23 protein-coding genes are annotated in these 22,319 nt (G+C 43.2%); 1 reads left to right on the plus strand and 22 read right to left on the minus strand.

Annotated features, from left to right (window positions below; translation table 11 throughout):
- Positions 1 to 120 precede the first annotated feature (120 nt).
- From ACPUYX_RS16055 to ACPUYX_RS16145, 19 genes are all read right to left on the minus strand, one after another.
- On the minus strand, positions 121 to 1,086 hold the full coding sequence (locus ACPUYX_RS16055; RefSeq protein WP_426380645.1) for an MBL fold metallo-hydrolase: 966 nt from the start codon (positions 1,084 to 1,086) through the stop codon (positions 121 to 123).
- Between the two features lie 52 nt (positions 1,087 to 1,138).
- Complete coding sequence (locus ACPUYX_RS16060; RefSeq protein WP_426380646.1) at positions 1,139 to 2,833, minus strand: M3 family oligoendopeptidase; 1,695 nt, start codon at positions 2,831 to 2,833, stop codon at positions 1,139 to 1,141.
- 183 nt (positions 2,834 to 3,016) lie between these two features.
- Positions 3,017 to 3,550 (minus strand): N-acetyltransferase family protein, encoded by a 534-nt coding sequence (locus ACPUYX_RS16065; protein WP_426380647.1) that lies wholly within the window; start codon positions 3,548 to 3,550, stop codon positions 3,017 to 3,019.
- An 85-nt stretch (positions 3,551 to 3,635) separates the two neighbouring features.
- Positions 3,636 to 4,064 carry an acyl-CoA thioesterase gene (locus ACPUYX_RS16070; RefSeq protein ID WP_088227026.1) on the minus strand — a complete coding sequence of 143 codons (429 nt, stop codon included), beginning with the start codon at positions 4,062 to 4,064 and terminating at the stop codon, positions 3,636 to 3,638.
- A 135-nt stretch (positions 4,065 to 4,199) separates the two neighbouring features.
- On the minus strand, positions 4,200 to 4,865 hold the full coding sequence (locus ACPUYX_RS16075; RefSeq protein ID WP_426380648.1) for an NUDIX hydrolase: 666 nt from the start codon (positions 4,863 to 4,865) through the stop codon (positions 4,200 to 4,202).
- Positions 4,866 to 5,062: 197 nt separating this feature from the next.
- Positions 5,063 to 5,350, minus strand: a complete 288-nt coding sequence (locus ACPUYX_RS16080) for a hypothetical protein (protein ID WP_088227028.1) — start codon at positions 5,348 to 5,350, stop codon at positions 5,063 to 5,065.
- A 327-nt stretch (positions 5,351 to 5,677) separates the two neighbouring features.
- Complete coding sequence (hisIE, locus tag ACPUYX_RS16085; RefSeq protein ID WP_426380649.1) at positions 5,678 to 6,349, minus strand: bifunctional phosphoribosyl-AMP cyclohydrolase/phosphoribosyl-ATP diphosphatase HisIE; 672 nt, start codon at positions 6,347 to 6,349, stop codon at positions 5,678 to 5,680.
- A gap of 218 nt (positions 6,350 to 6,567) precedes the next feature.
- Complete coding sequence (locus ACPUYX_RS16090; RefSeq protein WP_426380650.1) at positions 6,568 to 6,882, minus strand: hypothetical protein; 315 nt, start codon at positions 6,880 to 6,882, stop codon at positions 6,568 to 6,570.
- Positions 6,883 to 6,891: 9 nt separating this feature from the next.
- Complete coding sequence (hisF, locus tag ACPUYX_RS16095; RefSeq protein ID WP_426380651.1) at positions 6,892 to 7,656, minus strand: imidazole glycerol phosphate synthase subunit HisF; 765 nt, start codon at positions 7,654 to 7,656, stop codon at positions 6,892 to 6,894.
- Position 7,657: 1 nt separating this feature from the next.
- Positions 7,658 to 8,425, minus strand: coding sequence for a 1-(5-phosphoribosyl)-5-[(5-phosphoribosylamino)methylideneamino]imidazole-4-carboxamide isomerase (hisA, locus tag ACPUYX_RS16100; protein ID WP_426380652.1), 768 nt, complete (start codon positions 8,423 to 8,425; stop codon positions 7,658 to 7,660).
- Positions 8,403 to 9,032 carry an imidazole glycerol phosphate synthase subunit HisH gene (gene hisH, locus ACPUYX_RS16105; RefSeq protein WP_426380653.1) on the minus strand — a complete coding sequence of 210 codons (630 nt, stop codon included), beginning with the start codon at positions 9,030 to 9,032 and terminating at the stop codon, positions 8,403 to 8,405. Before hisH ends, hisA begins: the two co-directional genes overlap by 23 nt.
- 34 nt (positions 9,033 to 9,066) lie before the next feature.
- Positions 9,067 to 9,651, minus strand: a complete 585-nt coding sequence (gene hisB, locus ACPUYX_RS16110) for an imidazoleglycerol-phosphate dehydratase HisB (RefSeq protein WP_426380654.1) — start codon at positions 9,649 to 9,651, stop codon at positions 9,067 to 9,069.
- 42 nt (positions 9,652 to 9,693) lie between these two features.
- Positions 9,694 to 10,758 carry a histidinol-phosphate transaminase gene (gene hisC / locus ACPUYX_RS16115; protein ID WP_426380691.1) on the minus strand — a complete coding sequence of 355 codons (1,065 nt, stop codon included), beginning with the start codon at positions 10,756 to 10,758 and terminating at the stop codon, positions 9,694 to 9,696.
- A gap of 51 nt (positions 10,759 to 10,809) precedes the next feature.
- Complete coding sequence (hisD, locus tag ACPUYX_RS16120) at positions 10,810 to 12,111, minus strand: histidinol dehydrogenase (protein WP_426380655.1); 1,302 nt, start codon at positions 12,109 to 12,111, stop codon at positions 10,810 to 10,812.
- 83 nt (positions 12,112 to 12,194) lie between these two features.
- A complete protein-coding gene (gene hisG, locus ACPUYX_RS16125) occupies positions 12,195 to 12,884 on the minus strand; it encodes an ATP phosphoribosyltransferase (RefSeq protein ID WP_426380656.1) in 690 nt (229 codons plus the stop codon).
- Between the two features lie 280 nt (positions 12,885 to 13,164).
- A complete protein-coding gene (locus tag ACPUYX_RS16130) occupies positions 13,165 to 14,244 on the minus strand; it encodes a 6-phosphofructokinase (protein WP_426380657.1) in 1,080 nt (359 codons plus the stop codon).
- Complete coding sequence (gene hisZ / locus ACPUYX_RS16135; protein WP_426380658.1) at positions 14,241 to 15,410, minus strand: ATP phosphoribosyltransferase regulatory subunit; 1,170 nt, start codon at positions 15,408 to 15,410, stop codon at positions 14,241 to 14,243. The genes ACPUYX_RS16130 and hisZ overlap by 4 nt, the downstream gene beginning before the upstream one ends.
- Positions 15,411 to 15,491: 81 nt before the next feature.
- On the minus strand, positions 15,492 to 15,794 hold the full coding sequence (locus ACPUYX_RS16140) for a YerC/YecD family TrpR-related protein (protein WP_426380659.1): 303 nt from the start codon (positions 15,792 to 15,794) through the stop codon (positions 15,492 to 15,494).
- A 111-nt stretch (positions 15,795 to 15,905) separates the two neighbouring features.
- Positions 15,906 to 17,837, minus strand: coding sequence for a PAS domain S-box protein (locus ACPUYX_RS16145; protein WP_426380660.1), 1,932 nt, complete (start codon positions 17,835 to 17,837; stop codon positions 15,906 to 15,908).
- Between the two features lie 544 nt (positions 17,838 to 18,381).
- Between ACPUYX_RS16145 and ACPUYX_RS16150 the strand changes: the two genes are divergently transcribed.
- Positions 18,382 to 19,086, plus strand: coding sequence for a hypothetical protein (locus ACPUYX_RS16150; RefSeq protein WP_426380661.1), 705 nt, complete (start codon positions 18,382 to 18,384; stop codon positions 19,084 to 19,086).
- Here ACPUYX_RS16150 and ACPUYX_RS16155 read toward each other — a convergent pair whose 3' ends face one another.
- From ACPUYX_RS16155 to ACPUYX_RS16165, 3 genes are all read right to left on the minus strand, one after another.
- Positions 19,087 to 20,019 (minus strand): 3'-5' exoribonuclease YhaM family protein, encoded by a 933-nt coding sequence (locus ACPUYX_RS16155; protein WP_426380662.1) that lies wholly within the window; start codon positions 20,017 to 20,019, stop codon positions 19,087 to 19,089.
- 71 nt (positions 20,020 to 20,090) lie between these two features.
- On the minus strand, positions 20,091 to 21,053 hold the full coding sequence (locus ACPUYX_RS16160) for a helix-turn-helix transcriptional regulator (RefSeq protein WP_426380663.1): 963 nt from the start codon (positions 21,051 to 21,053) through the stop codon (positions 20,091 to 20,093).
- The gene (locus ACPUYX_RS16165) at positions 21,040 to 22,236 is read right to left on the minus strand and encodes a WYL domain-containing protein (RefSeq protein WP_426380664.1); all 1,197 of its coding nucleotides are present in this window, start codon (positions 22,234 to 22,236) and stop codon (positions 21,040 to 21,042) included. The genes ACPUYX_RS16160 and ACPUYX_RS16165 overlap by 14 nt, the downstream gene beginning before the upstream one ends.
- Between the last annotated feature and the right edge of the window lie 83 nt (positions 22,237 to 22,319).

The raw sequence follows: 22,319 nt of genomic DNA on the forward strand, positions 1-22,319 counted from the left end.
AAGATAAAAAAGGAGCCATCATTTCACAAACTTTGTAAAATAATGGCTCCTTTTTTTACCATTCCCTATATTCCGTTAACTCTTATGCATGATTTCCTTTCCGTGTAAAACTCTTCTTTGTTATTTAAGCTGATAAAAAAGGGCCTCATCCTCCTCGATACGATCGACCTTCCCAATATGCGCCAAATGCTCTAAATGTGACAACGCTTCCCCTGAAGCAAACCATTTTTGCGGATGAGGAAAGTCCTCCCATTTTTTATAATTCAAATCCCAGTGCATCGAAGCAGCTACCTCGCCGGTTGTCTTTCTCCCTTCGCAGAGAATATCAAGGACTTCTCTGAGCCTTTCATCATGATGAGCAATGAGTTCTTTAATCCTTGAACGGTGGTCTCTTATTATCTTACGATGCGCGGTAAATAGATAATCGATGTCATACTCGATAACCTTATTGAGGCTTCTCAAATAGGTTGCTAAAATATCCTGTTCAAATCCCCAGAAGGTGATGTTGGGGGTAATCTCATCGAGAACATGATCTCCGCAAAAAAACAGCCTGTGACTTCGATCATATAAGCCAATATGTCCCGGAGTGTGTCCGGGAATATCCACGACCTCTAAACAATAATCTCCTATAAGTAATTTGTCTCCTTCAGCTAACGGCGTAAATTCCAGAGGCTCAGCAAGCCTTTTGCCAAACTCTTTACCAAACGCAGAAGCAACATCAGTTTTAAAGCCGAAAATTTTGTTAAGGGTCTGAAAGAAAGCATCACGTTTAGAAGTTTGATTATAAAGATCTCCGTCGACCTCACTGAAATATACAGTATTTACCCCCAGTTTCTTCAGAACAGGAGCTAAACCTGAGTGATCGGTATGCATATGAGTAATTAATAGATCGGTCTTGCTCAGATCAACCTCCAATTCATTGAGGCCTTCCAGCAAGGCAGCCTGACATTCTAAGGTATTAAAGCCCGTATCTATGACTAGATTTCTTGTATCCGAAAGCAGAATATAACTATTTATAGCCCTTAAGGGATTTTTGGGTAAGGGTATTTCATTTTTGTAAATCCCTGGATAAACTTCTGTAATCAAGCCCAAAGCCTCCAATTAAAAAGTATTTATTTTCAAATCCATGACGAGACTTTTATAGCTGGCTATCATCAACGTTATCAAGCCATGCTTCAATGGCATGGATAACACCTTGGACACATCCGTTTTCAAAAGGTGACACTAAATCTGCTTCTTTGACCAAACCTAAAAAGGATTGACAGCCGCCCAGGCGACATAATTTCAAGTAATCTTGCCAAGCAGATTCCCGGTTTTCCCTGGATTTTTTCCAGAACTGAAAAGCGCATATTTGAGCTAAGGTATAATCGATATAATAAAAAGGAGCACTAAATATATGACTTTGTTGATGCCAGTATCCGCCTTGTTCTAAGTATTCATTGCCTTCATAATTGCGATGGGGGAGATATTTCTTTTCGATTTGCCGCCAGGCACTTTTTCTCTCTTGTATTGTCGCTTCAGGTTTGGAATAAATAAAATGCTGAAACTCATCCACAGTTACTCCATAAGGGATAAAAAGGAGTGCCTCACTCAAATGAGTAAATCGGTATTTGTCTGCCGCTTCTTTAAAGAACGACTCCATCCATGGCCAGGCAAAAAACTCCATGCTCATAGAATGGATTTCACACGATTCATAAGTTGGCCACTGATATTCAGGCAGGGAAAAATTTTGACTGCAATAAACTTGAAAGGCGTGACCTGCCTCATGGGTTAAAACGTCAACATCTCCAGAGGTTCCATTGAAATTGGAAAAAATAAAGGGAGAGCGGTATTCACTAATAAATGTGCAGTAACCGCCTCCGGCTTTACCCTTTTTACTTACCAAATCCAAAAGCTCATGGTTAGTCATAAACGTAAAGAATTCATCCGTTTCCGAAGACAGTTCCTTATACATTTTTCGGCCATTGTCCAGAATCCATTCCGGGTCACCCTGCGGTTTAGCGTTTCCCATGGGGAAATTAATCTTTTCGTCATAATACATCAGAACATCTAAACCAAGTCGCTTCCGCTGCCGTTCCCGCAGCTTTGTCGCAGCGGGAACAATTTCCTCTGCAACTTGTCGTCGGAAATTAGCTACCATTTCCGGGTTGTAATCTGAGCGTAACATTCGAGCATAGCCAAGCTCAATATAATTCTCATACCCAAGTTTTCGGGCGATTGTAGTCCTGATTTTAACCAGCTCATCATAAATTCTATCGAGTGTTTCTTCATGTTCGGCAAAAAAAACATATCGAGCTTCATTAGCCCTTTTTCTCATCGCCCGATCTGCCGACTGTTGGAAGGGACCAAGACCGGGTAAGTTACGCTCTTCGCCCTCAAACATAATGCTCGCTGAGGCAATCAGCTTTGTGTACTCAGTGACTAACCTATTCTCAATCTGTAATTCCTCAATAATTTCCGGTTTAAATGTCCTCAACGTCAACTCAGCAATGGTAAATAGTTGTTTGCCCCACTTTTCCTCTAACGAACTGCGGAAGGAAGAGCTCACCAAGGCCTGGTAGAATTCTGAGATCAGCCCTTCGTAGACCGGCATCGTCTCATCAAAATACTCTTGTTCCTTTTCATAATATGTATCCGTCGTATCGATGGTATGCCGAATTGAGGCCAATTGCGACATTGACTCGAATTCTCTGCGTAAAGTATTAATTTCGCTCATCGCTGCATCTTGCTCGTTTAAACTCGCAGCTTGCTTAAATTTCTCCAACAAAGAGGAGAACTTAGTTTTAATAACCTCGAGGTCAGGGCGATGGTATGTATAATCTTTAAATTTCATAACTGCTTCACCTTCCCCTATTTTCATTACCATTACTTCATTATTTCCGAATATTAAAAAAGATTTCTTAATCAATAAAAACATTCGTCAAAATCAAGGTTAGACCTTCCACTCATAAATTTATTTCTTTACAACTACATTCTTGACAGTTCTACTGATTATTATCTAACTCTTAATCCATGGTCAAACTGATTCTCTTCCTTTTGAATTAGAAAAGTACAGCGCCAATTTAGGCAATGCTTCATCACAAACTCTATAGACGGTCCATTCATCCATTGGGACTGCTCCTAGCTGCTTATAAAACTCTATCGATGGCTTATTCCAGTCCAGGCACCACCATTCTAAACGTCCACATTGACGTTCAATAGCCAATTGGGCAAGAAAAGAAAGCATTATCTTGCCCAATCCCTTGCCGCGCATTTCCGGCTTTACGTATAAATCCTCCAAGTATATTCCAGGCTTCCCCAGAAACGTAGAAAAGTTATGAAAAAAGAGAGCAAAACCTATCGGCTGATTTTTGTATTCTCCAATAATGACCTCAGCCATCTTACGTTGGAACAATGATTCCTTTAGGTCTTCCTCCGTTGCTACTACTGCCGAGAGCATTTTTTCGTACTCTGCCAGCTCTCTGATAAAACTCAAAATCAGTGGCACATCGTCCATTTCTGCAAATCTTAATTTAAATTCATTCAATCTCGTAGTTATTAAATGCGGCATATCCTATCTCCAATCTATTTTCAATCCTTCATAAGTCCGCAAACGATATGAGAGCTTTCTGATGATGCTGAATCTGGCTATTAATTTAAAAAGAATGTTTTTCCAATTCCTCAATACGTTGTCTAATTTCAGAGGGTATTTCTACCTTCTTTGAAGCATTATAATCATACATGACAATGACCCCTTCACCGAAAGCGGCAGCTCCAATTTTTTCGCTGACAATCAGGTATTCCATGACAAAACTTGACTTACTCATCGATTTTGTCTTAGCTCCAACAATGATTTGATCAGGATATTGCAAAGGTTTCAGGTACTTGCATGTTGTCTGAGCCAGGATAGGACCTAGGTCTGTCTCTAATTTCATATCCATTAAGCCAATTTCTTGTAAATAATGAATCCGGGCTGTTTCAAAATATCTTAAATAATAGACATTATTGATATGCCCATAAGCATCCATCTCGCTCCAAGCAATTGGTATCGTTACACGAACGGGGAAATCTGATAAGTCCTCCATTCTGCAAAACCTCCTATAATCTTATTGTTAGAAATAGTTAAGAATCCTCATAGACCTTTTGGAACCAATCTTTCTGAATTCTCTAAAAAATTGAGCATTCCTGCTTTAGTAACCTATTTTTACATCATGGTACGCTCAAATTTCCTTAATTTTTGTCACAACATCCCTGATCAGCCGAGCTGTAATCCCCCAAATAGTATCGTCACCGACCTTATAGACAAAAATATTGCTTTTCACATTTCCCCACTGTTTATGGTAGCGCTCCGGAAGACCAAGTTGTTTGGCAGGAAATGTTACCACTTCTTCACCTGCTTGATTAAGGTGAGAAGGATGAACTTCAAGGACTACTTGATATATCTCAGGTTCATTATTTTCAAAATGAGAAACAGGGACTGTAAAAATCCGCTCAACTTCAGAGAAATTTATCCTTAAGTCCTGTATGTCCTCTACATCAAGAATTCCTAAAAATGCATCCACAGTTGTTCCTATCGTGGCAATCACGGTATCTAAAGGGCCAATAACTTTGATCTGGTCAGCCGTAATACCCAGTTCTTCTTCGGTTTCTCGAATTGCCGTTTCCTGAAAGCTTTTATCCTTCTCCGAATCGAATTTACCCCCAGGAAAACAAATCTCGCCGGCCTGTCTAATCGAAGCCGCTCTCTTCTCGAAAACAAAATGGTACTCACCATTTACTAACATTAATAATACCAAAACAGCAGAATTAAAATATTCGTCTTTCCCATTAATTCCTGCTGCTAAAGGCAGCCTTTTGGCCAATTCTTCCAGCTTAAATTCTTCCATATGTTCAACTCCTTATCTAATAACATATCTTACAGCTCCTGCAAAGTTAACTAAAGGGAATATGGGAACCACTTCCACTTGCAGTGGCCGAAATCCTACGATTGAATATACAATATTATAAGAATAAGGCCAGAAGCATTGCCTCTAGCCCTATTTTCCCTACTTTTTTAATAAAAACTTCTTTCAACACTAAACAACTACAATCGTTCATATTCGCCCTTATCATTAAGATACTGAATATCAAAGCAACCATAGTACTCTCCATACATATCAAAAGGATCAAACCCACTTTTTTTGGTATTATCATCGGAATATCCAATAAAATAAACAACCTCATCGACATCTCGCATACGAAATTTATACTGAGGTCCCGCTTCAAATTGTTTGATCAATTGCTCAAATTCTTCCGTCCCTTTTTTAGCATCAGAACTAAAATACTCCACAAATTGCTTATTTTCAACACAATCTTCTGTAATCTTAAACACAACAGCCACCTACACTTTTTCTTCAAGTATCAGGTCAAATTTCTTTGCATGATTGACGAGTTCTTTTGCGTTTTCATTTTACTATATAATACTACATTATTCTCTAAATCCCAATCCCCAAATAATCTTTCATCGCTGTAGTCTACTTTGGCCAATCGTAAGACTCCCACTTCTACAAGTAGGGGTGGTTCCCATACCTTGCTTCAGTGGGAGTAGAGTTCATCCTTCAGCGCGATCGCATTTGTTATGGGCTAGACGCTTTCGGCGAAAGTGTCCACAGGATACTTTCGCCACTGAAGAACCGAATTCAGCTTTAGCTGAACAAGTTCACTTTCGCCTCGTGTATAGCTCCTTGCTGATCTCTTCAACACTAACCCCGCGCTCTTCCAGCATCACCAAAACGTGATAGAACAAATCTGAGACCTCATAGCGAATCTCATCCGGACTCGCATTCTTAGCCGCAATAATTACCTCAGCACATTCTTCCCCGACCTTTTTTAGAATTTTATCAATCCCTTTTTCGAAGAGGTACGTGGTATATGCACCTTCCGGCCGCTCAAGGTTTCGCGAATGAATTACCTCAGTCAATAATTCCAAGGTTCTTCCCAAAGGCACATCGGGTTTTACTTCAGGTTCCCCAACCTTCTTAAAACCATCCTTTTCCAAATCATAGTGAAAACAGGAAAAATGGTTCTCATGACACGCCATCCCTGTCTGTCTTATCGTCAAAAGCAGAGCATCTTGATCACAATCAAATTTAATATCCACGACTTCTTGAAAATGCCCCGAAGTTTCCCCTTTCAGCCAAAGAGCTTGCCTGCTCCTGCTATAATAGCAAGCTTTTCGTTCCTTCAGCGTCCTTCTTAAGGATTCCTCATTCATATAGGCAAGCATAAGAACTTCTTTTGTCTCCACATCTTGAGCGATCGCAGGCACAAGCCCTTGAGCATCCCAACGGATTCCTGATAAATCGAAAAGTTCCGTTTGATTTTCTTCCATTTCACATCTCTACCTTCCAATTTTATGTAAACAGTTGTGTCAGAGTGTGTCAGAGGGACGGTCCTTCTGAGGTGTGTCAGAGGGACGGTCCTTCTGACACGCTTGCACGCTTGTGACAAACCCTTTGTGTAAAAAGTGTGTTAAAAGGACCGTCCCTGCGACACACCTGCGACACACTGCGACACATGCCCGTTTGTCTCGATCCAGACGGCGCACATTTATGTGCCGTCTCCCAAGCAACCGTTCCCCCATCCCCAGACCAGGGACGCAGTGTGACAACAGCCAGGCGTCTTTACGTAAGCAGTCAGCAAACTCCGTGAAAGTGACCGACCCCAGATACGGGGCAGTGAACAGGGATGTTCACTGCCGCCATAGCGCCATGGCCCCCTCTCGCCATCCATGGCCGTCGGACGGCGCTTATGGCACGATAGTCTCCGGTGGAGATTATCGCCGTAGGATGAACCCCGCTCCCCAAAGCCGGTCGCTTGAACGACTAGTTTGCTCTGCGAGCGTAGGACAGAGGGCTGTGTCACACAAGTCCCCTACCCAAGTCCCCTTACTAAAATTCCCCGTTCCGCCAAATACCTTTTTGCCTCGTTGATGCTGTATTCCTTGTAATGAAAAATCGAAGCCGCTAAGACAGCATCAGCCTCTCCCAAAGTAAGCCCTTCGGCCAAATGTTCCAGAGTTCCCACACCACCGCTGGCAATCACGGGAAGAGAAACCGCTCTGCTGACGGCTCTTGTCAAGTCTAACTCATAACCTGCCTTTGTTCCATCCCGATCCATGGAAGTTAAGAGGATTTCCCCGGCGCCAAGTTTCTCGGCTTCCTCGGCCCACTCTAAAACGTCCTTGCCTGTTGGTGTTCTTCCCCCGTGAATGTATACTTCCCATTTTCCCGGAGCAGTGCTGCGAGCATCAATAGCAATAACAATACACTGGCTTCCGAAAGCATAGGCGCCCTCTTCAATTAATCTGGGATTCTGAACGGCGGAGGTATTCAAGGATACTTTGTCCGCTCCGGCCCGCAGCATCTTGCGTATATCCTCAATAGTCCGCAGCCCTCCTCCGATGGTAAAGGGAATGAAGACTTGCTCCGCCGTTCGCCGGACAACGTCCACCATGGTCTCTCTTTTGTCAGAGGAAGCTGTAATATCCAAAAAAACCAGCTCATCTGCCCCCTCTTGATCATAGAGAGCGGCAAGCTCCACCGGATCACCGGCGTCCCTTAGTTGCACAAAATTTGTTCCTTTAACGACACGTCCGTCATGAACATCTAAACAGGGAATAATTCGTTTGCTTAACATTTTATTCCCCCCTGCTTCCTGTAATTTTCAGCTGCGGATTATAATTTGCCGCCTCTAAAGCTTCTTTTAAGGTAAAAGCACCGCTATAGAGAGCCTTTCCCGTTATGGCCCCTTCAATAGGAACCCCTCTTAAGTGTTCGGCCTGCAGATGCCGTACATCCTCTAAGGTTGAAATCCCCCCTGAAGCAATAACGTTAATGCCTGTCTCTTGAGCTAAACGAACCGTGCTTTCAATGTTAGGCCCGCTAAGCATTCCATCCCGGGCAATATCTGTGAAAACGATGTGTTTAACCCCTACATCCTTCATGGCTTGTGCCAAATCAACAGCCTGCATCTCTGTAGCCTCGGCCCAGCCCTGTACGGCAACTCGTCCCCCTAAGGCATCAATTCCGACAATGATGCGTTCACCATAACGGCGGGCCGCCTCAGCAACTAATTCCGGATCTTTAACGGCAATAGTCCCTAAAATAACCCGTTCAACGCCTAACTCTAAAAGTTCGGTAATTCGTTCCATCGTACGGATGCCACCACCCACTTGTACCTTCAGGGAAACACTCCCGACAATCTTTCGAATCACCTCATCATTGACCGGTTTGCCGCTAAATGCCCCGTTTAAATCAACAACATGCAAGTGAGACGCACCTTGTCCTTCGAAATTCTTAGCCACCCCAACAGGGTCATCAGCGTAGACTGTGGAATCTTCCATGCGTCCCTGCAATAAGCGCACAGCTTTTCCCTCTTTGAGATCAATTGCCGGAAAGAGCAGCATACTCGTTCACCAACCTTCCAAAATTAGACAGAAGCTGAAGCCCCCAAGGGCTGGACTTTTCTGGGTGGAACTGGGCTCCCCAGACATTTTCCTTGCCAACAATGGCCGGAAAGACAACTCCGTAATCACTTGTGCCAAGAATATCCTGTGAATTTTCGGGCAGGGCATAAAAGGAATGGACAAAATAAAAGAACGATTCGTTCGGAATTTCTTCTAATAAACGCGAAGGTTGAAGCAAGCTCACACTGTTCCATCCCATGTGAGGGACCTTTCTTCCCGTTGGAAATTTTACCACCCGTCCGGACAAGAGCCCTAAACCAGCGTGTTCGCCATGTTCTTCCCCAACCTCAAAGAGCACCTGCATCCCAAGACAAATTCCCAAGAAAGGGCGACCGGAACGGGCAAACTCGATGATCGGCTCAATCCACTCCCCGCGTTTCAACGCATCCATAGCATCAGCAAAGGCCCCTACTCCCGGCAGGATAACACCATCAACATTCTGCAAATCTTGCGGAGCAGTCATGATCATGGCTTCAAAGCCTACTTTTTCCAACGCCTTTTCCACACTTCTCAAGTTTCCCCGTCCATAATCCACAATTCCTATCACTTTCCAAACCTCCCTGAATGCTATTTAGTTCTCTTTAGAGAACCCCTTTTGTTGAAAGAATTCCACTAAAGCGTGGATTTTCACGTAAAGCCAAACCCAGGGCTCTCCCTACACCTTTAAATACTGCTTCAAGGATATGATGAAGATTTTTCCCGGAAATTTGCCGGATATGCAGCGTTAGTCCACTATGTACCGCGAAGGCCCTGAAAAATTCCTCTGCCATTTCAAAGGGAAACTGGCCGACTGTTCCTTCGGAAGCCCTTATATCCCATACCAAGTAAGGCCTGTTGGAAAGATCAAGAGCAACCTGAACCAAAGCCTCGTCCATCGGGAGAAGTGTCTCGCCAATCCGTTCAATCCCCGCCTTGTTGCCGCTGGCCTCCTTTAAAGCCTGCCCCAGCACAATTCCGCAATCTTCGATAGTGTGGTGGGCATCCACTTCCAAATCTCCAATGGCCTTTAGTCCAAGGTCAAAATAAGCAAATCGAGCGAAGGCTGTGAGCATATGATCAAAGAAACCTATCCCTGTCTCTACCTCAGCCTCTCCCGCCCCATCAAGGTTCAAGCGGACACGAATCTCAGTTTCTTTTGTTTTTCGTTCAATATACGCTTCCCGCATAATTTTCTCCCCTCAAAATTTCAAGTACCCCTGCGTTTCAGCTTAAAGCAGATGAACTTCTGCAATGGCCTTTAAAAATTTCTCATTTTCTTCGGGCAAACCGGCACTGATACGCAAACACTTGCCAAGAACCGGCAGTTCCCCCATATTGCGCACAAGAAAACCTCTCTGTAAAAGTTCCTTAGCCCAACGATCAGCATCCTCCGGTTTAAAAAGGATAAAATTAGCCTTTGTCGGATATACCTTAACCCTGGGAACTATCGATAACCCCTGATAGAGCTTTTGGGTTTCCGACTTAATGCTCTGAATCTGCTTTTGATATTCCGTTAGATATTCCAACGCAAGAATCCCGGCTTTCTGACTGAGAGAATTTACGTTAAAGGGTGCCCGAACGCGATTTACTAGGTCTATTGTTCCGGGTTGACCGAGCAAGTACCCTAAACGAAGGCCTGCCATGCCAAAAGCCTTGGAGAAGGTCCTCAAGATTACCAAGTTCTGAAAATTTGCCAGTTCGGGAATCAGAGTTTCCCCTGAAAACTCCGCATAAGCTTCATCAACTACCACAATTTTGCCGCTCTCCCTTACAAGCCTCAGTATGTCCTTCCGGGGGAACAAAGAACCTGTTGGATTGTTCGGATTACAAATGATCAGCATATGGACATCGGGAGACTGAGCCGCTTGTAACATTTTCTCCACGTCCAAATAGAGGCCCTCAAGCAGAGGAACTTCCAAAACCGCCGTACTTGTCAAACGAGCAGCGATTTGATACATGCTGAAGGTCGGCGGATGAATGACTAATGATTTTCCGCCTCCTCCGAAGGTCAGAAGGAGGAGCTGGATTAATTCGTCAGACCCATTGCCAACCAGGATTCCCTCGGGGGATAACTGGGCATACTCAGCGATAGCCTGTTTCAGTTCTTGTGCCATTCCGTCAGGATAACGATTAAAAGGTATGTTGGCCGCAAATAATTTTTCCCGCATCCCCTCCGGCCAGGAAAAAGGGTTCTCATTGGCATCAAGAGTAATGCATTGGGGCATATGATTCGCTTTATAAGGAACGAGCTTCCGCACTTCTGGACGCAAAAGTTCCTCGATTTCATTTATCATCATTCCCATAGGATTATACTCCTTCCTTAATACTTGTTTCCGTCTTATAGTTTACTGGGAAAGGGTGCGGTTAACTCGAACTTCAACAGCTCTGGCATGGGCTTCCAGACCCTCACGGCGGGCAAGCAGCGCTATCTGTTGAGCATCTCGTTTAAGAGCTTCCTCCGAGTAGCCGATAACACTTACCTTTTTCATGAAGGTATCGACATTGAGAGGAGAATAAAATCTGGCCGTTCCGCCGGTGGGTAATACATGATTAGGCCCAGCAAAATAATCCCCTACCGGTTCCGGGGAATACCTGCCTAAAAAGACGGCCCCGACATTTTTAACCTGCCCTAACCAAGAGTAAGGATCTTTGACTACCAGTTCAAAATGCTCAGGAGCAATTTCGTTCGCTAAAGCCATACCTTCACTCAAATCGTTAACCAAGATGGCCGCGCCATAGGTTTCCCAGGATGCACGGGCAATTTCTCTTCGCGGTAATTCATCCAGCTGTCTCTCTACCTCTTTCACAGTCTCTTCAAGGAGATCACGTGAAGGTGATACTAAAATTGCGGAAGCAAGACGGTCATGCTCGGCCTGGGACAACAGGTCAGCAGCCAACTCTTCTGCTTTCCCGCTTTCATCAGCTAAAATCAGTATTTCACTGGGTCCCGCCAGCATATCAATATCCACGCAGCCAAAGACCTGCTTTTTGGCTAATGTTACATAAATATTACCCGGTCCGGTAATTTTATCAACCCGCAAAATGCTCTCTGTGCCGTAGGCCAGAGCAGCAATTCCCTGAGCTCCTCCGACTTTATAGATTTCAGTCACTCCTGCCTCAGCGGCGGCCACTAATACTTCGGGAAGCAGCGAACCGTCCTGACGAGGCGGACTAACCATTACAATTTCTTTAACACCAGCAACGACAGCGGGTAACGCATTCATCAATACCGACGATGGATAGGACGCTGTGCCGCCCGGCACGTAAATCCCGACTCGCTTGAGGGGCAGTAGAAGCTGTCCTAAAATACTCCCATCGGATTCCGGGTCCAGCCAGGAAACTCGCTTCTGTTTCTCATGGTAGCCCAGGATGTTCTCCTTTGCTCTGCGCAAAGCCTGGATAAAATCGTCACCAACTTCTCGGTAAGCTCCTTGAAGTTCCTCTTCAGTAACCTTTAACCCCTTTTGACGCAGATTGACATGATCGAATTTCTCCGTCATCTCATAGAGTGCCTCATCCCCCTTTTCACGAACGCGCTCTAAAATCTCTGCAACACGTTGTTCAAGGGCCTTATCATCCCCATAAGATTTTCGCGTGAGACGTTTTAAATCAATATCCTTTAAATTCTCTACCTTCACGTCCTGCATCCTCCTTATATACATCGAACAATATAACAAATTCAAAACAACAAATTTGAAATCCGATTTCTTATTTTTTACTTACCTTCATGCTATAGTGACTGTATTTCTGAAACATCTTCGTTCATATCATTACGCAGTTTTCCAGCAATGTCTCTAATTCTTTCATATTTCATACGATAAGCCACTCGATTAGCGATTAAACGAGAGGTTGCCTCAAGGATGGGAGCGACCTCAACTAAATGGTTTTCACGCAATGTTTTCCCAGTCGATACAATATCGACAATCATTTCTGCCAGGCCTACACAAGGTGCAAGTTCAATGTTTCCATGAAGTTTGATGGGATTAACCTGCATGCCTAACTCACTGAAATACGTTTCCGCCACTCTTGGGAACTTCGTAGCCACTCGTTGATGATTCAGGCCGCTTAAATCATACTCCCCATTGGCATGTTTCGGCGGAACACTCCCCTCTGGCATGGCAACAACAAAACGGCAATATCCAAATTTTAAATCCAGCAATTCTATGACATCTTTATTTTCTTCTAAAAGAGTATCTTTACCAACAATACCCAAATCGGCAGCCCCATATTCAACATAAGTCGGTATATCTGTTGCCCTACAAATAATGATCTTTATTTTACTCTGCGGAAGATCATAGAAAAGCTTCCTTGAATCTTCATTAACGTGTTGACATTCTATCCCAATACGACTCAATCGTTGAATAGAGTCGATAAGCAACTTCCCTTTAGGCAAGGCAATAGTTAAAAAATCGTTGTCCACTGAGTTTCCCCTTTCTTCAGCCCCATTTCTTTAATGCTTTAGTTTGTTAAAGCGTTAAAATATAATAGTATTATACCAACCATCCTCTTCTCTGGCAATACTTTTAGGAAATTTGATTAACCTTTAAGATGCCGGCTGTCTTCTCACATCATGATATGCACCAAAATTATTCCTAAAAAGGTTATTCCTCTATTTATACTTTAAAGGTAATACTACGAAAACAGGTATGAGACAAGACAACCAAATGCCTTGTCTCATATTTTTATAAATTTCGAAGATCTTAGTCCCCCATTTCAATTCCCAAAGCGCGTGCCGTGATTAATAACGGATCATTTAGCGGCACAAGTTTCAATTGGTCAACGGCTTGCTGAAGAGGAACTTGTACGATCTCCCTTCCCTGAAGGGCAACCATAATTCCAAATTTACCTTCAAGTACAGCATCTACTGCTGCCACACCATAGCGGGAAGCTAATACTCTATCGTAAGAGTTAGGGGAGCCTCCGCGCTGAAGATGCCCAAGCACCGTTACTCGGGTTTCCAGACCGAAATGTTTTTCCAGGTCGTCACCCAATTCACTGCCAATTCCACCTAATTTGACCGGATCTGACCGACCCGGAAATAATCGTTCAACCACCATCTCGCCACCTGAAGGCTTTGCTCCTTCAGCCACAACAATAATGCTGAATTTTTTTCCTTGTTTTGCCCGTTGCTGTACTGAATAGGCAATCCTGCTGAGATTATAGGGGATTTCGGGAATCAATATAACGTCAGCACCTCCTGCCACGCCTGCATAAAGGGCAATCCAACCGGCATACCGTCCCATAACTTCCAGAATCATTACCCTGTGATGGGATTCGGCGGTAGTATGCAAACGATCTAAGGCTTCCTGCGCCGTTTCCACGGCAGTTTGAAAGCCAAAAGTCTGATCTGTAGCCATGAGGTCATTGTCGATGGTTTTGGGAATCCCAATAACCGGAAAACCTTTATTCGCAAATTTCAAGGAAATGTTCAAGCTCCCATCACCACCGATGGCTAATAAAGCATCAACTCCGGCTTCCTTAAAATTTTTCAGGACATCCTTGGAACGATCAAGAGGCTGGTCAACTCCATTAACTTTTGTTATGTATTGAAAGGGATTATCCCGGTTAGTTGTTCCAAGAATCGTACCGCCACGGGGCAAGATCCCAGAAACATCCGCCAAAGACAACGGAATAAAATCCCCTTCCACAGCTCCATGAAAGCCGTCCTTAATTCCCAGAACTTCAAGGCCATATTGGTTTGCGCTCCTAACAACAGCGCGGATTACAGCATTGAGCCCCGGACAATCTCCTCCCCCCGTAAGAACTGCAATTTTGTTCATCCTCGCGAAACCTCCTCACCGGCTAACCTAATTTCCGAAATACTCTTTAGTCTGGCCAGAGCCTCGGCAGCATCCCTGTCTATAGTTTCCAAGGCCATTTCAACCTTCTTGCCCTGCAGCCTCAAGTCTCGAGACTCACGAATTATTGTTTGGGGATCGGGGCCATAGACTAAAATATCTGCTCCTGGGATTGACGGCAAGGGGAAAAGTTCTAACATACTGCCTAAGTGGATAGCAAATCCTGTAGCCGGCTGAGGAACTCCAAAATCAGCATATAAGGAATCATACCGTCCCCCCTCAAGTACAGGAAAACCTATCCCGGCGACATACCCTTCAAACACTGCCCCAGTATAGTAGGAAAACCCCCTTAATATGCCTAAATCCAGAGAGACATACTTTTGAACTCCAAAATAATTTAAATAACGATAAATACGTCGCAAACTCTCTACCGCTTCACGAATAGTTGGCAGGGAACTCCAATCCAGAACTTCGTCCAGAATTTCTTCGCCTCCATGAAAATGAGGTAAACGCAGCAACAGTTCCTGAACTCGTTCAGGCAAACCGCTTTGTTGGACTAACCGTTCTACGCCCACCATATCCTTCCTGGCCAGAGCCTCTTCTAATTTTTGCCGAAATCCTTCCTCAACGCCAGCTTCCAACAAAAGGCCTGAAAAAATCCCCATATGTCCAAGGTTAAATTGGAAATTTTCGAGGTCAAGGCACGCTATGGATTCAACGGCAAGGGCGATTACTTCCGCATCAGCTATTTCCTGGTCAGCACCTATTAGCTCAACCCCTACCTGGCGGAACTCGCGATACCGAACAGACGAATTGCGGAATACATCAGCACCATAGCACAAACGAAGCGGTAAATTTGCTCCTCGCATACGTGTACTGACAAGGCGGGCAATAGGAGTCGTCAATTCGGGACGTAACGCTAATATTCGACCATCACGATCAAAAAACTTATAGAGTGAATCAACTTGTTCAACATCAGGTTGAACACAAGCTGTAAATTCCAATGTTGGAGATAAAACTTTCTGGTAAGACCATTGCTGAAAAAGAGCTAGAACTTCACGTTCCAAGTTCTCCTGTAAAGCAATTTCCTCAGGCAGTAAATCACGCATACCTTCAGGGATTCGTTGTCCCAAATTTGTTCTAAGCATTCTTATAATTCTCCTTCGCTAAGCTGCTAAGTATCGTTCAATATCTTTGCATTACGATATTTCAAAAACAAAGTCGCCAATTTAGTCATGTTGCTCTGGTAGACGGCTTAAAATTAATTGATAGCCATCTGCTCCGAAATTCAGGCAGCGCTTGACTCGACTGATTGTAGCAGTACTCACTCCGGTTACTTTTTCAATGGCAGTATAAGTCTCATTTCGCTTTAACATCTTTGCCACTTCCAAACGCTGCGCCAGAGCCCTAATTTCAGCGATAGTTGCAATATCTTCAAAAAAACGATAACACTCTTCTTTAGTTCGCAAAAGCAAAATAGCCTCGAACAAGGCGTCCGTTAAAGGATTTTGCAAACGCTCATCGCTTGACATGGTATACCCTCCTCCGAATACTTTCTCCCTTTAATTTATTAAAGCATCGCAGACTTGTCAAGCTTCTTTCTTAATTCTTATTAAAAACATGATTAGAGTTATTTTGAAAAGCTACTCGACTTCGTTGTTCTTTAGATTGAATTTAACACTTACCCTTGTTCCCAAGGAATCTGTATCAAATTCCATAACGGCATCATGTTTTACCGCTATATTTTGGCATATTGCCAAACCCAGCCCAGTTCCGCGGTCCTTTGTCGTTAAAAACGGGGTTCCGATTCTTTCAAGCACCAGTGGATCGATACCTCCACCTTGATCAGCAACTTGAAGAACTACATAGTTACCGAATTCAAAGGTCTTGACCAAAAGAACCCCGCCGCTTTGCATAGCTTCGAACCCATTTCTGGCCAAGTTTAAAAGAAGTTGGCGGAGTTCATTTTCATCTCCCTTGATATCAGGGACTGGTTCTAATTCCAAGTTAATATCTTTATCTTGGTTAAGGGCATCTGCTCCTAAGAGGGGCATTAATGATTTCGCAATTTTCTCTAAATTTACACTAGTAAAATCCACAGTTTTTTCCCTTGCCAGGCTTAAAAAGTCCGTAATAATTAGATTTGCCCGATCCAATTCTTCGATCATGATTTTAAAATAATCGCTATATTGCTGGACATTATCTCTGGTAGAAAGCAACTGCAAGAATCCCCTGACAGTAGTTAACGGATTCCTAACTTCATGAGCAATCCCAGCCGCCATTTCGCCAACCAGATTCAATCTTTCCAAGCGGAAGTATTCCCGATCAGCATTTTTTCGGTCCGTTATATCCATAAGCACTTTAAAATATAATTTCGTTCCGTCAACATCCGTATATGGTTGGGTAAAAACTTCATATAATCTGTGATTATATAGACATTCATTTCCGGACCGCAGAGTATATTTTCCTATCGATGGTATATCACAATCACTGCAGGGATCATTTAAGCCTGCAGCAACAGTGTAACAAAGTTGGCCTTCACACTCACCAAATTGTTCTTTAAACTTGTAATTAGCAAAACGTATCTTGTAACCTTCTTCGATAACATAAATCAAACCCGGAAATGCATTAAATAAAGTGTAAAGACGAAGATGCTCTTCCTCCACAACTTTTTCTAATTTTTTTTGTTCATCAATAGTGCGAATAAAAATTGAAATACCATTCTCTGTTGGGTAAATACTGAACTCAAGCCAATGTCCCATCAAGTCTGAATATAGTTCGAAGCGTTTTGACTGCCCCTCTTCCATTACCTTCTGGCACGAGTTCCATAGCATTCTATCGTTTTGCCAATGGGCAGTCCCAAAAATAGAACCTACGAGCCGCCCATCAAGGCCACGTTTTTCAAGTGCCCGTATAATAGCCTTATTAGCGTAAGTTATAACCCATTGGTAATTTACGGCTATGAAGCCATCACTAATACTATTTAAGGTGTTTACCAGAACTTGATCTGCTTTAGCTAATTCCTTTTCAGCGGTCTCTTTGCGAATCATCTCAATTTGCAGCTGCTCATTAGCCCGTTCAAGGTCATTGGTACGTGATTTGACAAGTTCCTCTAAGTGTTCCCGATACAACGTCAATTCTTTTTGCGTCCGTTCGAACTCCGAAATATCCCAAACAGAAACGGAGATTAAACGTCTCCCCTCAAGTAAAAATTCAAAGCTGTCCGTGTGAACAGGAAAACGACTCCCATCTTTTTTTAGATGAACAGTTGTATAAGCGCTATGTCCATTGTCATGGATACTTGTTATGATATCCAACACATCTTTTCGACATTCTGGGGCAAAAAGATCATAGACTGTTCTGCCAAGTAACTCAGCAGTCTCATAACCATGCATTTGCTCATAACTGGGATTTACTTTGAGAAGTTCTAAGCTTACAGCATCGCAAATCATCATGCCCCAATAGCTTTCTGTAAAAATCCTATCCCAGATTTTGTTGTCGTTCTGTACTTTCTCTAAAGCGGCCTCGAGATCGGCAACCTTTTGTTCGAGCTCAATAACTTTATTCTTCAGCATTACTTGATCACTCTTCTCAAAGGAAACTTGACGTCGATTGATATCTGTAATTCCTATTATAACTATCTCAGAAATGTATTCTCTATTAAAGTGTATTATCCCTTTAATAGAGTTCTTGAAAATTATGCAATTATGAACAAAATAAATAATATTGCTCCATTGTTCATATTATTCAAGCCTAATTCAGTAAAAATTGGCATGTAACGACAAATTATTTAGTCTATTTTTAAAAGAATTTAATCGCATAACGCTTAAATTTAACTTTAATGTTAAATTTAATTAAATTAAGAATTTTTTAGTTTCACTCCTTATATTAACTTAAAGCAATTGTTCTAGATAATCTTTTGTTTCAATCTTATTTAGGCCTAGATTCCCAGACCGTTTTAGTCAAGCAAGGTATGGGAACCACTCCCACTTGTAGGAGTGGGAGTGCGACACTAAATAAGATGGTTGGGAAAGGATAGAACCATGTTAACTACATAAACTACATTAGTAGGTCTCTTTTTTCTTCTAAGTTATTTGATTATCAAGGGAGGCTCATTTGATGAATCGCCCAGAAAATAAACTCACCTCTGTTGCCGTCCACCCTGAATTCCGGCGAGTTCTGCTGGCAAATCCGACTTGTAAATCTCTGAGTACGATCATTGAATACCAACTCTTAGACCAAATCTTTGACTGTCCTGGGCAATCTCTGGTCGATGAAGTTATCAGGCTTTTACCCTATTGGGAACAACAAGCTTGTCAAGGCAACGAATTAATATCAACACTGATCCATTATCTGTCCATCTATTTCCCGTGTCTGTTTACCAGCAATACCTTCCTGAAATCCAATCTACAGCGTATTCGCATTCTCGCTGAAACTCCAGGGATATTTTCCTTCCCCCCCTGTGAAATCCAAGAAAATTTAATCCGTTTTTTACAAGCTGCAGATGTCTTGGCAGATTTACCCCAATTTGAAGTCATATCCTTTACTCTTGATGAAATTAGACCCTTAGCCGCCGATTTGGCAAGATTCAACCTTACCAGACATAGCCGCCGTTACATTCAGAATTTATTTCATCCCGAGCGCTGTGAAGCCATCCTTTCTGTTCTGGCTTACATCGCCAAAGATTACCCTCTGCTACGTATATGCCGTCAAGCCTATGCCTTAATGATTTCTCTTGATGACTTTGCCGCCTGGGGAAGTCATCCGTTTTGCCTGCGCCTCGTTGCCAATCGTTTCTGGGAATATCAAGCAAGAAAGTCATGATTATTTTAAATAGAGGTAACGTTCCATACTATGGATATACGGGGACCATTCATCGCCGGGATGGTCATTTCTGGCCTGCTCAAACTGGTAAAGTTCTGCATCCATGATATCGGCATAGTGGATGACTAAAGCTTCCATGATCTTGGGCCGCTTCGGCGACTGCCATTCGTATTTCCCATGATGACTGGAGACTATATGAAGAATCTTAGAGCGCAGTTCTTGAGGAAACTCCGAGATCTTGGAAATTTCCGCAGAAATAAGCTCCAAGCCCAGAATAATATGTCCCAGGAGCCTTCCTTCTGTCGTAAATTTAATGCCCCGATCATAGGAATACTCTCCGATTTTCCCTACATCATGCAAGAGTGCACCTGTTATAATCAGATCTTGATCAATACTCGGAAAATGTCCCCCAATCCCATCTGCTAATTCCGCTACTCTGACACTATGCTCCCAAAGGCCTCGCAGATATGCTTGATGGATTTTCACCGCTGCAGGGGCTTGCCGATAGGCTTGGCCCCATCGAGGATGTTCTAAAAAGTGGTTTAGCAGCGACTGAAGAAATGGATTATGAATTTTAGTCTGGAGTGTTTGCAAACGGCTTTCCAACTCGTTCGCGGAAACAGGGGAACTTGGCAGCAAGGTGGTTAAATCAATCTCTTCCTTAGGAATCAGCTGTATTTCATCAATAGATAAGTCGAGAGTACCTCGATATTCAGAGGCTACCCCTCGGATATTAAAGATATCATGGCCTTCTTTTAGCCAACCAAGGACCTGGGGGGGATATTCCCACATCTTTCCCTGCAGAACACCCGAACGGTCTTGGCAAATTAACGTGAGAAAAGCACCTGGCTTTTGGCGAAAAGGAACCTCTTTCCACTCATTTACTAGAACAGTTCCTGCAAATCGCTCCCCATTCTTGCATTCTTTCAGCATTAAATTCATCCTCTCTATTGCAGTCCTTGTTATGTCAATTGTACCAGAGGATTAAGACAAGAAATTGTTGCTTAGTAATTCTCTAACGTCTTACAAATCTGGTTAAAAATTAGTTCACGCAGTTCATTAGGCTCCAAAATCTCGGCCGCTGATCCGAAGCCAAGAATCCAGTTAACAAATTCATTAGCGCCGATGATCGTATCTTCAAGGATCAGAGAGCCATCGTCCATGAGAGACAGTTTACTCTTACGATGGGCAACATCTTTGCGCACCTTGGCCAAAGTTTGCGAACGATTTAAGAATCGTACTTTGACCCGAATCAACTCACCATATTCCACTCCCCAGCGGGGGCCAAACCACGTCTTTAGGGAAAAGCCTTCCGGATAGGTGTAGGCTTGATCCGTTTCACAGACCTCTATGATATTATTCAGATTGTAATTTTTAATGGTGTCTCCCTGCCGCGCAACAAAATACCATTTTCTTAGCCGAGAATAGTAAACAATCCCCAAAGGGTCCACGATTATAGACCGGCCTTTAAAAATAATGTTTAATTTTCGGTTTGTCTGAACTGCCTTCTCGATAGAGGCGAAAATCTCACCCTTAATAGGTTCTAAAGGAGTATAATCTCCTTTAATATAGCGATAAGTCTCTTCTGTACCCAGATCAAAGCCCGCTAGAATTTTCTGTTTGAGACTTTCTTTTAAGAAGTTTTCTTCCTGAAGAACTTCTAAAGCTCTCAAAATTCCTAAGGCTTCTCTAACGTTAAGGTGTACCGGAGTAAATTGTTTCTCTGCTGTTCCCAAAAACCACTTAACATCTGGATTCAGCAGATCTTCTCCACTCTCATCATTGCTCTCATCATGATCCGTATACAAGGGAATTGAATGCTCTGGTGAAAGAAGCAAGGCCCTCAAATCTTGTTTCATAGTCCCCCAAGGAACGCCGCAGGCTTCCGATAGAGCCTTCCCCGTTAATCCCTCTGGATGGGCCTCGATCAAAGCCATTATCTTCTCAAGACGTTCAATCATGTCCATCCGAATTACCTCCATACAAATGCAAGAGTTGAGTAAACTGATCCTTAAGCTTATCCCTAAGCTCAAGGGGCTCAAGTACTTCTGCACCCGCCCCGAACCCGCGCAGCCATACAGCTAATTCGTCCAACCCTTCAACCTGATCAATCATCAAGAGACTTCCCTCTTCCTCAATTAATTGACAGGTTTGGCGTTGAGCAACTTCCATTCTAACTCGATTTAACGTTGAATAATAATCATAGAATCGAATCTTCACAAATCTGGGATGATGATCCCGATAAACTCCCCAAGCGTACTGAAACCATTTTTGTAAGCTAAATCCTTCCACCGGTGAAAAGGTATCTTCGAGCCTCTCTACATCCAAAATACGGTTTATTTGATACGTTTTTATCCTTTGACTTTTTTCGTCTTGCGCTATGAGATACCAATTGTCCAACACCCAGTAATATACAATCCCCAAAGGATTTAGCCTAATTTCACGAACAGGCTCCTCTTCTTTGCGATAAAGGATCGTAACACTGTTCCTGCATCGTGCAGCATCCTCAAGTTCCATACAGTATTTACTCCGGTGAATATCCTGACTGGGAGTCCTGCCATGAACAAATAAAGCTTCCCGTGCCTTTGCTGTCTCCCCTATGCGGAGTTTGAGTTTAGCTTCAAGAGATCTCATTTCTTCAGGGATCGGAGCTAAGGCACGTTCAAGTTGCAAAGCCTCAAAGAGAAGAATCTTTTCCTTCTCTGATAGCTGAAGAGGGAGAAGCATAGACTCTGAATAGACCATGAAAGCTTCAGTTACACGCTTAACGAGGTTCCTCTTTTCCAAATCTTTTACAGCCCGTTCTAAGGTCTTGCCGCTGACTTCTTCTTCGTCTTGCCGATTAAATCTCTGATAAAGTTCAGTAAGCGTCAATCCTTTAGGGTTTGCCGTCAAAAGCCGTAAGATTTCCATTTGCCGGAGAGTTGCTTTATTAACCGGAGGCACCCCGTTCCACCCCCCCGTCTCCAAATAGAGAGCTCCTGCATGGTTCTGCTCAAAGATATAGCCATTATCCCTTAAATCTTCCAGATCTCGATGTACGGTAATCAGATTAACTCCCAGCTTCTTAGCCAAACTCGAACTTGTAAAAAGCCATGGCTCCAGGGCAATATATCGGATTATATCCTTTTGCCGTTTTAACTTATCCAAGACAATATACCCCCAGTCCTTAAACCATAAAATTCGAATATTGGAAATCGCCACTGCTTCCAGCCCTATCGGAAGAGATCACT

This window comes from Desulfosporosinus sp. SYSU MS00001 (assembly GCF_049943955.1).
In the GTDB taxonomy this organism is placed as follows: domain Bacteria; phylum Bacillota; class Desulfitobacteriia; order Desulfitobacteriales; family Desulfitobacteriaceae; genus Desulfosporosinus.